The 12,755-nt window shown below is 74.9% G+C and carries 12 protein-coding genes; 5 read left to right on the plus strand and 7 right to left on the minus strand.

Annotation, left to right across the window (positions count from 1 at the left end; translation table 11 throughout):
* Window positions 1-254 precede the first annotated feature (254 nt).
* Complete coding sequence (locus tag ACWDR0_RS09355; RefSeq protein WP_456351032.1) at window positions 255-1,082, plus strand: aldo/keto reductase; 828 nt, start codon at window positions 255-257, stop codon at window positions 1,080-1,082.
* Between the two features lie 92 nt (window positions 1,083-1,174).
* Window positions 1,175-1,630: an RICIN domain-containing protein gene (locus ACWDR0_RS09360; RefSeq protein ID WP_456351033.1), complete on the plus strand. Its 456-nt coding sequence runs from the start codon at window positions 1,175-1,177 to the stop codon at window positions 1,628-1,630.
* A 165-nt stretch (window positions 1,631-1,795) separates the two neighbouring features.
* Here ACWDR0_RS09360 and ACWDR0_RS09365 read toward each other — a convergent pair whose 3' ends face one another.
* Both ACWDR0_RS09365 and ACWDR0_RS09370 read right to left on the minus strand, forming a co-directional pair.
* The gene (locus tag ACWDR0_RS09365; protein WP_456351034.1) at window positions 1,796-2,719 is read right to left on the minus strand and encodes a class I SAM-dependent methyltransferase; all 924 of its coding nucleotides are present in this window, start codon (window positions 2,717-2,719) and stop codon (window positions 1,796-1,798) included.
* Between the two features lie 26 nt (window positions 2,720-2,745).
* Window positions 2,746-3,771: an AraC family transcriptional regulator gene (locus tag ACWDR0_RS09370; protein ID WP_456351035.1), complete on the minus strand. Its 1,026-nt coding sequence runs from the start codon at window positions 3,769-3,771 to the stop codon at window positions 2,746-2,748.
* Window positions 3,772-3,862: 91 nt separating this feature from the next.
* Here ACWDR0_RS09370 and ACWDR0_RS09375 point away from each other — a divergent pair, with 91 nt between their 5' ends.
* Window positions 3,863-4,792 (plus strand): NmrA family NAD(P)-binding protein, encoded by a 930-nt coding sequence (locus ACWDR0_RS09375; RefSeq protein ID WP_456351036.1) that lies wholly within the window; start codon window positions 3,863-3,865, stop codon window positions 4,790-4,792.
* 13 nt (window positions 4,793-4,805) lie between these two features.
* Here ACWDR0_RS09375 and ACWDR0_RS09380 read toward each other — a convergent pair whose 3' ends face one another.
* Window positions 4,806-6,368 carry an ATP-dependent DNA ligase gene (locus ACWDR0_RS09380; RefSeq protein WP_456351037.1) on the minus strand — a complete coding sequence of 521 codons (1,563 nt, stop codon included), beginning with the start codon at window positions 6,366-6,368 and terminating at the stop codon, window positions 4,806-4,808.
* A gap of 495 nt (window positions 6,369-6,863) precedes the next feature.
* Here ACWDR0_RS09380 and ACWDR0_RS09385 point away from each other — a divergent pair, with 495 nt between their 5' ends.
* Window positions 6,864-7,466 (plus strand): hypothetical protein, encoded by a 603-nt coding sequence (locus ACWDR0_RS09385; RefSeq protein ID WP_456351038.1) that lies wholly within the window; start codon window positions 6,864-6,866, stop codon window positions 7,464-7,466.
* Between the two features lie 95 nt (window positions 7,467-7,561).
* Window positions 7,562-8,368 (plus strand): helix-turn-helix domain-containing protein, encoded by an 807-nt coding sequence (locus ACWDR0_RS09390; protein WP_456351039.1) that lies wholly within the window; start codon window positions 7,562-7,564, stop codon window positions 8,366-8,368.
* 268 nt (window positions 8,369-8,636) lie between these two features.
* Here ACWDR0_RS09390 and ACWDR0_RS09395 read toward each other — a convergent pair whose 3' ends face one another.
* The 4 genes from ACWDR0_RS09395 to ACWDR0_RS09410 all read right to left on the minus strand — a co-directional run bounded on the left by ACWDR0_RS09395 (window position 8,637) and on the right by ACWDR0_RS09410 (window position 12,340).
* Window positions 8,637-9,062: a hypothetical protein gene (locus tag ACWDR0_RS09395; RefSeq protein ID WP_456351040.1), complete on the minus strand. Its 426-nt coding sequence runs from the start codon at window positions 9,060-9,062 to the stop codon at window positions 8,637-8,639.
* Window positions 9,063-9,250: 188 nt separating this feature from the next.
* Window positions 9,251-9,457 carry a hypothetical protein gene (locus ACWDR0_RS09400; RefSeq protein WP_456351041.1) on the minus strand — a complete coding sequence of 69 codons (207 nt, stop codon included), beginning with the start codon at window positions 9,455-9,457 and terminating at the stop codon, window positions 9,251-9,253.
* A gap of 121 nt (window positions 9,458-9,578) precedes the next feature.
* Window positions 9,579-9,938, minus strand: a complete 360-nt coding sequence (locus ACWDR0_RS09405) for a hypothetical protein (RefSeq protein ID WP_456351042.1) — start codon at window positions 9,936-9,938, stop codon at window positions 9,579-9,581.
* A 92-nt stretch (window positions 9,939-10,030) separates the two neighbouring features.
* Window positions 10,031-12,340, minus strand: coding sequence for a phage holin family protein (locus ACWDR0_RS09410; RefSeq protein WP_456351043.1), 2,310 nt, complete (start codon window positions 12,338-12,340; stop codon window positions 10,031-10,033).
* Window positions 12,341-12,755 lie beyond the last annotated feature (415 nt).

Genomic DNA, 12,755 nt, shown 5'->3' on the forward strand with positions numbered 1-12,755 from the left:
CGGCGCCCCGGCCGCGGCTGGTGAGGGGCGGCGGCCGGGGTCGGCACGGAGCCCGGGGCGGGGCGCGCCGCGTTGCCGCGCCGGGCCGGTGGCCGGGCTCCGTGAGAGGGTCGTGGGAGGGCTGTGGGGCGCCCCGGGAATGCCGGCCCGGGGCGTATCCCTTTCCATAGAACCGGAACCGGAACCGGAACCGGAACCGTGCGTCCGGCCCGGTTCCGCCGACCCGTCATCGAACAGCGAAGGACACGTCCCACGTGAGCAAGGTTCCCTCCCTCACCCTGAACAACGGCGTCACCATGCCGCAGCTCGGCTTCGGCGTCTGGCAGGTGTCCGACGACGAGGCGGTGCGGGCGGTGTCGACGGCGCTGGAGGCCGGATACCGCAGCATCGACACCGCCGCCGTCTACGAGAACGAGACCGGCACCGGCCGGGCCGTCCGCGAGTCGGGCATCCCCCGCCCGGAGCTGTTCCTCACCACCAAGCTGTGGAACAGCGACCAGGGCTACGACCGGACCCTGCGGGCCTTCGACGCCTCCCTCGACCGGCTCGGCACCGACTACGTGGACCTGTACCTGATCCACTGGCCGGTGCCGCAGAAGGACGCGTACACCGACACCTGGCGCGCCTTCGAGAAGATCCTCGCCGACGGGCGGGCCCGCGCGATCGGTGTGTCGAACTTCCTGCCGGAGCATCTGGACCGGCTGGTGGCGGAGAGCTCCGTCGTACCCGCGGTCAACCAGATCGAACTCCACCCGCAGTTGCAGCAGACCGAGTCGAAGGCGGCGCACGAGCGGCACGGTGTCGTCACCGAGGCCTGGTCCCCGCTGGGGCAGGGCCGGGGGCTGCTGGCGGTGCCCGCGGTGGCGGCGGTGGCCCGCAAGCACGACCGGACGCCCGCCCAGGTGGTGCTGCGCTGGCATCTCCAGACCGGGAACGTCGTCATCCCGAAGTCGGTGACGCCCTCCCGGATCCGGGAGAACATCGACGTCTTCGGCTTCGAGCTGGACGCCGACGACCTGGCGGCCTTCGCGGCGCTGGACGAGGGCCGTCGGCTGGGCCCGGACCCGGCGGTCTTCGGCTGAAGGAGTCCCGGGGCGCGGGCGGGCCGCCGGGCCCGGCTTCTCGTACGATCGTTCATCACATCGCGGACGAGGAGAACGGGGAACAGGGAACGGTGAGCGGGGCTTTCGAACCGGGCCGCTATCTGGTGCGCAATGCCGCCAGCGGCCTGGTCCTGGAGGTGTACGGCGGGGTCAAGGGCAGCGGAGCGGTCGTCCAGCAGGCGCGGGAGACCGGCGAGGCCGTCCAGCAGTGGCGGATCGACCCGGTGCCCAACGGCAACGGGCTGTACCACTTCGTGAACGTCGCCAGCGGCAAACGGCTGGACGTCGCCGACGCCTCCACCGAGAACGGCGCACGGATCCAGCAGTGGCGGGCGAACAACTTCGGCGCGCAGGAGTGGGTCATCGAATCGCTGGTGGACACGCCCGGCACCTATGCCGTGGTCAGCTTTGTCAGCGGGCTGCTGCTGGAGGTCGCCGACGGCAGCGGGGAGCCGGGGGCCCGGGTCCAGCAGTGGGAGGACACGGACGGCGCCCATCAGCAGTGGCGGCTGGAGCCCTGCGGCTGACGGACCGACGGGCTGCCGCGGCCGGCCCGGTGGATCCGGGCCGGCCGACGGCGGCCGTCATGACTCGGGCGCCCGCGGCCGGTCCCGGGGGTCCGGACGGTTCAGGCGCGGGTGACCGGCCGGGACGGCCCGGGCGCGGCGCCCGGCCCAAAGGGTACGGACGGTTCAGGCGCGGCGCCCGGTGTGGACGGTCCGCGCGGTCAGCAGATGGACGTCCGGACGGCGGGCCAGCGACCGCGGGTCGTCCGGGTCCAGCAGTACGCCGAGGGCCGCGGCGTCGTCGGCCGGGAGCCGCTCTTCGAGGAACTCCCGGCGGCGGGCGAAGACCGCCGCCACATGCTCGCGGGCGGCCTCCGGCAGGGGCGCGGGCAGGTCCAGCAGGAAGGACCGGGCCCGGCTGTCCGTCAGACCGGCGGCCGTGAGCAGCGCCCGCCAGTCCTCGGTCTCCTCCTTGGCGCCGGGCAGTCCGGCCCGCATCTCGGTGAACCATTCGCCCTGGAGGGCGTCGATCCGGGCTTCGAGCCCGGCGCGCCCGATCCCGATGTCCCGGGGCAGATGGCGGACCGGGAGCCCGCCCTCGACGAGCGCCAGCAGCCCGCCGGGCCGCAGCAGTCCGGCCAGTCCGGCCAGCATCGCGCGCTGGTCGCCGATGTGGTGGACGGAGTCGCCCGCCCAGATCAGATCGGCGGTGCCCAGGGCGGCGAGGTCGTCGGGGAGCTCGGCGCGCACGGCCCGGAAGCGGTCGCCGAGACTGGCCCGCGCGGCCCGCTCCGCGGCCCGGTCGAGCAGTTCGGGGGAACCGTCGACGGCGACCACCTCGGCGTACGGGAAGACCTCCGCCAGCAGCACGGTGAGCACGCCCGGTCCGCTGCCGACGTCCAGGATCCGGCGGACCCCGGCGGCCGGGATCTGCCCGGCGAGCCAGCGGGCCGCGTCCTCGTAGAGCGAGCGGTTGAGTTCGGCGCCGCGTTCCAGCATCGGCGCCATCTGCTCCCAGTCCATGTCCGGACCGCCGTGGGAATGGGCATGGGCATGGCCGTGAGTACGGGAGTGGGCCGGGGAGTCGGTGTGATCATGGTGACGGGTCATGGCGACAGGGTGACCCGCCGGGGCCCTCAGCGCGAGATTTCTTGCGGCTCCGGCAAGACCGGTCTCCCGACGGCCGCCCGGACGGGCGCGCCGCGGCGGTAGAGCTCCGCGGTGTCGGTGCCGCGCCGGGTGCGGTGCTCCTGCGGGCTGATGCCCCGGACCCGTTTGAAGGCGGCGCTCAGCGCGAATCCGCCGCTGTAGCCGACCCGGTGGGCGATCGACTCGACCGTCGCGTCCGTCTCCCGCAGCAGATCGGCCGCGAGGTCCAGGCGCCAGCGGGTCAGATACGCCATCGGGGGCTCCCCCACCAGTTCGTGGAAGCGCCGGGCCAGCGCGGCCCGGGAGACCCCGGACTCGGCGGCGAGGGACGCCACGGTCCAGGGGCGGGCGGGTTCGTCCTGCATCAGCCGGAGCACGGGGCCGGTGACCGGGTCGCCCATGGCCCGGTACCAGGCCGGGGCGCTGGACTCCGGGCGGGAGAACCAGGTGCGGAGCGCCACCACCAGCACCAGGTCCAGGATGCGGTCGAGCATCACGCTCTGGCCGGGCTCGTCGCGGGCGATCTCCTCCTCCAGCACCGGCAGCAGGGGGCAGGCCCACTCACCGGCCCGGAGGTGCACCAGCGGCGGCAGGGCGTCCAGCAGGCGTCCGCTGACCTCGCCCTCCATGAGATAGGTGCCGACCTGCATCACGGCGGAGCCGTGGGGGTCGTTGCCCCAGGTCCGCACGCCGTGGAGCAGCGCGTTCCCGAGCGGTTCGCCGTGCAGGGTGCGGCATTCCCCGCCCTGGACCACCAGGGTCTGCGGCGGGGTCCCGGGACTGTCGGCGATGGTGTACGGGGCGGTCCCGGTGGCGATGGCGATATCGCCGGGGAGCAGCAGCACCGGCTCCCCCGTGTCGGGCACGAACCACGCCTCGCCCTCGGTCATGCACATCAGCGACAGGGGCGCCCGGTCCTCGACCCGGATCGACCACGGCGGTTCCATCACCATGCGCAGCAGGAAAGCACCCCGGGCGCGGGGGCCGTCGAGCAGACCGCCGAGTACGTCCATGCCGTGCAGCGTAGACGATCTGGACGATCGCGTATGGGGTTGAGTCTGTGGAGCATGGAGCGGCCGGCGCCGGGCCGGGAACCTGGGACGTATGACGGAGCAGAACACGACGGACGCGCCCACGGCGGCGGACACGACGAGCACCCCGGGTACGGCGGACGGCACGGGTACGGCGGGCACCGGCGGCCCGGCCGGGGAGGCGGGGAGCGGCCCGGTGACCGTGCTGGTGACGGCGGCGACCGGGAAGACGGGACGGCGGGTCGCGGAGCGGCTGACCGCGGCGGGCCTGACGGTCCGGGCGGGCTCCCGCACCGGGGAGACCGTCTTCGACTGGGCGGCCCCCGACACCTGGGCGCCCGCGCTGAAGGGCGCCGACCTGGTCTATGTGAACTACTACCCGGACCTGGCGGCGCCCGGCGCCATCGAGGCGATGCGGGTCTTCGGCAAGGAGGCCGCCGCGGCCGGGGTCCGCAGGCTGGTCCTCCTCTCCGGCCGGGGCGAGCAGGAGGCGGTCTACTCGGAGGGGGCGCTGCTGGAGGGCGGCGTACCGGTGACGGTGGTCCGCGGGGCCTTCTTCGCGCAGAACTTCAGCGAGGGCTGGCTCGGGGAAGGGCTGGAGCAGGGCGAGATCGCCTTCCCGGCCGGGGACACGGCGGAGCCGTTCATCGATGTGGAGGACCTGGCGGACGTGCTGGTCGCGGCGCTCACCGACGAGCGGCACGCGGGCCGTACGTACAACGTCACCGGGCCGCGGACGATCACCTTCGCGGAGGCGGCCGCGGAGATCTCGCGGGCGGCCGGCCGGGAGGTCCGCTATGTGCCGGTGACCGGCGAGGAGTACCGGGCGGCGCTGGAGGAGTCGGGCTTCCCGCCCGCGGAGGCGGCCTGGCTGACGGAGCTGTTCCAGATGCTGCTGGACGGGCACAACGCGAGTACGACGGACGACGTCCGGGAGGTTCTGGGCCGGGAGCCGCGCGACTTCGCCGAGTTCGCCCGGCAGGTGTGGGGTGGCGGCAGCTGAACGGGGCGGGCGGTCAGGGGGTGCCGCCTGGGTCCCGGGCGCGGAGTTCGTCCAGTACCCGGGCGACGGTGTCCGCCTCGGCCGCGGACTTGTCGGGCCGGTAGCGGAGGACGCGGGCGAACCGCAGCGTCACCCCCGCCGGATAGCGGGGCGAGCGCTGGACGCCGTCGTACGCGATCTCCACGACCAGCTCGGGCCGGACCCGTACGGTGAAACCGTCGTCGGACACGGCCAGTTCGCCGAGGCTCCGGGTCTGCCGGCGGAGCATCTCGTCGGTGAGGCCCTTGAAGGTCTTGCCGAGCATCACGAAGGAGCCGTCGTCGGCGCGGGCGCCGAGGTGGAGGTTGGAGAGCAGTCCGGTGCGGCGGCCGTGCCCCCGCTCGGCCGCCAGGACCACCAGGTCCAGGGTGTGGACGGGTTTCACCTTGAGCCAGGAGCGGCCGCGCCGCCCGGCGGCGTACGGCGCGTCGAGCGCCTTCACCAGCACTCCTTCGTGGCCGCGGGCCAGGGTGTCGGCGAGGAACCGTTCGGCGGCGGCCCGCCCGGCGGGGTCGGCCGGGTCGGCGACGACGGTACGGCGGACCCGCAGCGCTTCCGGCACCAGAGCGGCGAGAACGGAGTGGCGCTCGGATCCGGGCAGGTCGAGGGTCCCCTCGCCGTCCGCGGCGAGGACGTCGAAGAAGACGGGGGTCACCGGCAGGGCGGCCCGGGCGGCCGCCACATCCGTACGGGAGCCGGCCCGGGCGGCAATCCGCTGAAAGGGGGTCGGGCGCCCGTCCGCGTCCAGGGCGACCACCTCGCCGTCGAGGACGAACCGGTCACCGGGCACCGCCCGCGCCGCCTCGGCCACTTCCGGCAGCCGGTCCGTGATGTCGTCCAGCGAGCGGGTGAAGACCCGTACGGTGCCGCCGTCGCGGTGCACCTGGACCCTGATGCCGTCGAGCTTCTCCTCGACGGCGCAGGCGGTTCCGAGCGTCTCGACGGCCGCGGAGACGGAGGGCGCGGTGTGCGCCAGCATGGGCAGCACCGGACGGCCGACCCGCAGTCCGAAACCGGCCAGCGCGCCGGGGCCGCCGGCCAGCAGCGCGGCGGCGACCCGGGGCAGCGAACCGTCGAGCATCACGGCCCGGCGGACGGCTCCGGGTTCGGCCCCGGCGGTCCTGGCGACCGCCTCCAGGGCGATCGCGTCCAGCGCGCCCTGCCGCACCTCGCCGAGCAGCAGCCCGGTGAGGAACGCCTGCTCGGCGGCGGTGGCGGCGCCCAGCAGGGCGTCGAGCGCCCGGGCCCTGGCGGCCCGCGACCCCGGACCGGCGATCGCGGCGAGACCGCCCAGTGCGGTATCGGTGGCCGTGACGGTCAGCGACGGCACCGCGGCGGGCGGCGGCGGATCCCGGAGAGCGCTCCAGCCGATACCGATCCGGCCCTGGGGAAGGCGTCCGGAGAGATAGGCGACGACCAGGGGCACCTCGTCGGGCCCGGCCTCCGCGAACACCTCGGCGAGCAGGCCGGTCTTCCGGGACCGCGCGGCGGCATCCGCCACCGCGCGGGACGCTTCGGCGAGCCGTGCGAGCAGCATGCGGTCATCGTGCCCCGGGGCGGCCGGGGGCGCACCCGGGGCGGTCGCGGGGCCCTGGCGGCCGGGGACGGTGGTCCGGCGGGGCGGCCGGAGCCGCCGGTGGGAGCACCGGGGCGCCCGGGAGGCGGTCGTACGGTACGGCGGGAGGGGCTCGGGAGGGGGCTGAGGACATGCCGGGGAGCCGGTGGTCCGGCGGGAGCGGACGTGTCCGGCCGGGGCCTCGCGGCGGGCGGGTATCGCGGGCGGGCGGTCCGCCGGGGCTGCCCGGGCACCCTGCCGCTGGGCCGCGGACGGTGCTGACCTGGCAGATTGTGCAAGAACCTTGTCCAAAAAATCTGCAACCCGCCCACGATCCGATACGTGTGTGCGAAACCCTGGGTACCGTGTGCTCCCGGAACCCCGGCGGACGCGGCGGACCGCGCCGACGACCGCCGTGGACCGCCACGGCCGTCGAGCGGGGGGAGCCCAGTGGGCAGCAAGAGCACCCGGAGTGCGATGCGTGAGCTCCGTGACGATCTCGCCCGCGCCGTCGAGCGGGCCCGGCCCGACGGGACCCAGGAGGTGTTCGCCGCTCTCTGTGCGCGGCTCGGCGAGCGCCGGGGCCGCCCGGTGGTGCTGCGGCTGGTGGACTTTCCGCCCGGAACCGCGAGCGGGCTCTATCTCGATCTGGCCGACCAGGACGTCATCTGCGTCCAGACGAACACCCACCCGCTCCATCAACTCGTGATATTCGGCCACGAAGCGTGGCACATGGTAGCCGGGCACGGCAGCCGGATCCCGGCGGCAGCGGAGTCCGGACCGCGCCGGGATCCGGATCCGGGCAGGTCGCGGGGGACGTCGGCCGGGGTTATCACCGCACCCGCCCGCCTTTCCCCGGCAACCGGTGTACCGGCCGCCGCGGGAGTCGCCGACTCCGCGGTGCAGAGCCTGGCCGCCCGGACCGACTTCCGTCAGCGGGAGGAGGCGGAAGCCGAGACCTTCGGACTGGAACTCGGCTCCCACCTGCGCGTTTGGCTGGATGGAGCAGTACGTCCGGCCCCGCGGAGCGGGCTTGCCCAGCGAATCCAGACCTCGCTGGGACAGCACCGTCCGCGCTGACCGGGACGGCCTCGGCCCCTCCCGGAGCGCCGTGCCCGCGCTTTCGCCCCGGCGTGAAAGGCATCCGGGGTGTCCGGCGTATTACCTTCTTGGTTATGACAACTCTTGTGACTGCCCCGGGTGTCGGTCCGCTGCTGCGGGCGTGGCGTGAGCGCCGCGGGGTGAGCCAGCTCGACCTGGCCCTGCGCGCCGACTCCTCGGCCCGTCACATCAGTTTCATCGAGACCGGGCGCTCCCGTCCCAGCGAGGAGATGATCCTGCGGCTCGCCGAGCAGCTCGACGTCCCCGTACGCGAACAGAACGCGCTGCTGCTGGCGGGCGGCTATGCGCCCCGCTTCCCGGAGACATCCCTCGACGACCCCTCGATGGGGGCACTGATGGAGGGCATGCAGCAGTTGCTGCACGGCTACGACCCCTATCCGGCGGTCGTGGTCGACGGGCTGTACAACGTGGTCGCGGCGAACCTCGGGATGACCCGGCTGCTCGACGGCATCGCGCCCCATCTGCTGACGCCGCCGCTGAACGGTATGCGGATCACCCTGCATCCGGAGGGGCTCGCGCCGCGGATCCGCAATCTGCGGGAGTGGCGGCACCATCTGCTCCACCAGATGGAGCGTCAGCTCGCGCTGGTGCGCTCGGAGGAGCTGCGGAAGCTGTACGACGAGGTCTCGGCCTATCCGGTGCCGGACGGGCCCGGAAACGGGGCGGAGGCCGAGGAGCAGCCGGCGTATCCGTACTTCGCCCTGCCGATGGTGGTCGAGCACGAGGGGCAGGTCCTGTCGCTGGTCTCGTCGATCTCCACCTTCAATACGCCGATGGACGTGACGGTGTCGGAGCTGGCGATCGAGACGTTCCTGCCGGCCGATCCCGCCACGGTCGCCTATCTGCGCTCCCTGGTCTGAGGACCGGGCCCGGAGGGCGTCGGGTCGGGGGGCGTCGGGTCCAGGGGCGCTCCGGGGCCGGGGGCTTCGGAACCCGGGCCGCCGGTCCGCCGGTCCGTCGGGAGTTCACGGGCGCGGCAGTCCACGGGCGCGGGAGCCCGGCGGTCCCGGCGGTCCCGGAACGTCGGCTTCCCGGTTCCGGGGACCGGAACCGGGAAGCGGTGTGGCGGGGGGATGCCTCCGTGGCGGCGGGGTGTCCGCGGGCCGGGGCACCGGCGTCCGGCCGGGTTCAGCGCCCGGCGCCGCCCGCCCGGAGCGCGGACCACTGGAGGGCGGCGAAGCCCGCCACGGTCATGGCCTGCATCGGGATCCAGACCGCCCCGGCGACGGTGGGGTCGAACCAGAGGACGAGGGCGATCAGGCTGACCGCCGCCCAGACGACGTTGGCGTCGACGACGGCCTTCACGGCGGCCGGGGCGGGCTGCGGCCGGGAGCCGATCAGGCCCACCCCGACACCGAAGGCCACCAGGAAGATCCCGAGCCCGAGCAGCAGTCCGGCGTCGACCCCGAGCAGCCGCGCCACGGGCCCCGAGGCGACCACGTAGACCAGTCCGTTGCCGCCGGTGACGACGGCGTCGAGGGCGAGGAAGCGGCGGAGCATCCGGGTGGTGTCTTCGGTGCGGGCGAGGCCGGCGAGCAGAGCGGCAGCGGTCATGGGGATCAGCCTCCATCAGCGGCGGGCGGCCCTCGGGCCGGGGGACTCTTCCCGGAACCCGGGCGGAGTGCGCCGCCCGGGTTCCGGTGAGAGAAAGCCTGCCGGTGGGGGTGGGTCCGGGTCGATTACGCGCGAGGTAATGGGACCCGGGCCGGGCCGGCCGGGCAGTGCCCCGGCCGGCCGGGCCGTCACGGTGTGCCGTGGTCCCGGCGGTTCGCAAGGACGGTGCCGGGGCCGGATTCGGACCGGGGTTCCGGTTCGTCGGACCTGGCCCCTTCGTCGGCGGACTGCTGCTTGCCCTGCGAGCGGGCCCGCTTCTCGGCGAAGTCGGCGGCGGCCCGGGCCGCGTCGGCGCGCAGCATGGCGTTCAGGGCGGCGAAGGGATCGATGGGCATGGCGGTGCACCTCTGCTGTGGGAAGGGGACGCGCCGCGCCCTCGTCGAGGGACCGTGCGGCGGTCTGCGGTCCGTCGGCGCGGCGGCCGGTCCCGGTGGACCGTCACCGCGCGGGCGGCCGTCAGCAGCGCAGCACCACGCACCGGAGGACGGCGGCCGGCCGGGGCGCCGCGGGCAGGGCCCTGCCGGGGGCGGCGGCCGGTGGTTCCGGGGCCGTTCCGGCGGCCCTGCCGTACGGACGTGCGGCGGACCGGGCCCGGGAGGCCGCCGTGGTGGCGCCGACGCCTTCCTCGGTCTGAGCCTCGGGAGCGCCGTCCTGGGCCGAGGAGACCGGCAGGCGCGGCTCGGCGGCCGCCACCGGCTGGGCACCCGCGACCAGGGAGAGCCCCACCAGCACCAGCAGCGCCACCAGGGCCGGCAGCCCGTGCCGGACGACGGCACGGCCCGAACGGCGGGGCGGGGCGACCGGCGGCTGATTCATGGGGCGCGACCTCCTGGACATGCATCCAGTCCCCGCAATCCGCCCCGACACGGCAGACGCCGCTCACGAACCCCTCTCCCGGGGGACGGGTGTTAGCCCGATTCCCCCCTCCCGGCCACCGGGTCGGCCGCACCCTGCCCCGCCGCCGGACGGCCCCCGGTTGTATCCCGCTCCGCCGCTGCACGATCCCCGGCGCCTTGTTCCATTGCCGTACGGCCCCGGGCGGAGCCCTGTCCCTCCGCCGGATGCTCCCCGGCGGCACCCTGCTCCGTCGCGGCACCACCTCCGGCGGCGGCCTGTCCCCCGGCCGCCCGGTCACCGGCCGTGTCCCGCTCCGCCGCCGGGCGGCCTCCGGCAGGGTCCTCGCCGAGCGGTGTCCGCGACGCCTCGCACTCCCGCAGCCAGCGCCGCAGCACCCGGTGCACCCGCTCCGCGCCGACCAGTTCGGTGCCGTCAGCCACGGGGCGGGACAGCTCCGCCGGTGACAGCAGGAACGGCTGGGACTGCTCACCGCCGAGTCCGCCGTGGGAGCCGATCTGCTCCTCGAAGGCATGGACCCGGCCGGTCCCGGTGTCGCACATGGAGTTGATCATGATGTCGGCGACATGGGGAAACCCGTCCGTACGCCGCACGGCGTCCGCCGCGCCCCGGCCGAACGGGGCCAGCGGGCCGCCGTCGGTGAGCTCGGCGACCGGCACCTCGGCGCCCTCCGGGCCCAGCACCACCGAGCCGTGCTCCTCGCTGCGCACCAGCAGGAACCCGATGCCCGGATGGTTCGCAAGGGTCGTCAGCAGCGCGGGATGGCGGGCGTCGATCTGCTCCCGGCTCAGCCGCCCGGGCATCTCGCAGAAGGAGACCAGCCCCAGATTCCCCGAGGCCAGCACCATCGGCTCGGCACCCGGCGCGGGCGGCTCGTCCGTACCGTCCGCCGGATCCCGGTGCAGCGCGGTCCGCAGCGCCACCCGCGCCGCCTCCCGGGCCTCGGCCCCGCTCCTGGACCGCTCGGCCTTCCGCGGCACGGGCAGCCCGCAGCCGGCCCGCACCAGGTCCTTCAGGGTCAGCCCGTAGGCCCCTTCGAAGGTCTCGCCCGGGCTCTGGCCGTGGTCCGAGAGCAGGACGACGTGGTACGGGCGGGGCGCGTGCTCGGCAACCTTGGCGAGCAGCGCCAGCGAGCGGTCGAGCCGCTCCAGCACCTGCGCGGCGTCCCTGCTGTGCGGGCCCGAGTGGTGGGCCACCTCGTCGTAGGCGACGAGGTCGGCGTAGACCGCGGTGCGCCCGGCGAGCATGTCCCCGATGACGGCCGCGACCACCACGTCCCGCTCGACGACCGTCGCGAAGGCCCGGATCAGGGGGTACAGCCCGCCGCGTTTCACCCGCGGGCTGTCGCCCCGCAGCCCGGCGCGGACGGACTGGCCGATCTCCCGGCCGACCTCGGAGACGAACGACACGGCGGTCCGGACCGCGTTGGCCGGGTCGGAGAAGTAGGCGAAGTACCCGGCGCGGGAGCGGTTGGCCCGGCCCCGCCGGGCGGCGACGGAGAGCACCAGGGCGACCTGGTCGGCACCGCCGCTGAAGAGGTTGCCCCGGCTGGCGCCGTCCCGGGCGAGCAGCCCGCCGTCCCCGGTCCGCTCGACGGCCCGGCGCTGGAGTTCGACCGCGCTGGCGGGCCGGTTGCTCACCATCAGGCGCCCGGTGTCCTTCTCGTACCACCGGAAGGCGGGGACGTCGAAAGTGGTGCCGTGGAGGATGCCGAGCTGGCTGGCGCCGGTCTGGCTGGACCAGTCGGTGCGCCAGGGCGTGAGCCGGTGGCTGGTGCCGAGCCAGCTCGCGACCGTCGGCATCAGCCCGTCCTTGGCGGCGCGCAGCAGGACCTCGTGGCCGACGCCGTCGAGCTGGAGGAAGACCATCCCGGGGCATTCGTCGCAGATGTCGCCCGAGCGCCGTCTGCGGCGGGTCGCCAGCCGGGACAGCCGGCGGCGGTAGGCGTTGTCGTCGCGTACGGCCAGTGCCGTGGATGTCGCCGAGGCGACGGCCGACATCACGGCGGCGACCACGACGGCGGTCTCCGGGCCCAGGGTGCCCCGGCCGTCCGGGACGAAGCGGAGCGCGAGCAGCAGCAGCGAGCCGTTCAGGAAGAAGACCAGCAGGCCCAGGACGAGGGCCGGGACGAGCAGCAGCGCCCGGACCACCAGGGGCCACACCAGTGCGGAGAGCAGCCCGAAGGCGCCCGCGCCCCAGGCGGCGGTCAGCGCCGTCCGGGTCAGGCTGTCGCCGTCGGGCGACTGCAGCCGGAAGTCGGGCAGCGCTCCGGCGAGCGCCAGCATCGTCAGGGTGGACACCGCCCACACCACGATCACCCTCAGCAGAGCGCCGCCCGCCCTGTGCCATCGGCCTTCGGTCACGCCCTGCTCACCCCGTACTCGTACGTGCTCTCCGTGCGTCCCGGCGCGCGGCGAGGGCGCCGCGGTCCGGTCGGTGACCGGTGGTCCCGGGCCGGTCCCGCCCGGCTCCGGCCCGTCCGCGGCTGACCTCCCGGAGCCTGCCCGGTGAAGGACGTCCGCATCCGGACCTTCCCTCCCCGCACCGGCTCCGCGCCGGGTATCCAGACTGGCACAGCCCGCGGCCCGGCCCCGCCCGCCTGTGGACAACCAGGCCGTGTCCGCAAAGTCCCGTCTGGCCCGCGACGCCCGGCACGCACACTCTCCCCCTGTGCCCTGCGGGCACGGGGGGACCCCCACCCACCCGCAGGGCTGGGGGAGCCGCAGGAGCCAGCGGCCCAGCAGCACCGGCGCATAGCGGCCGTCGAGCCGGGTGAGT

Source organism: Streptomyces sp. NPDC003691, assembly GCF_053981115.1.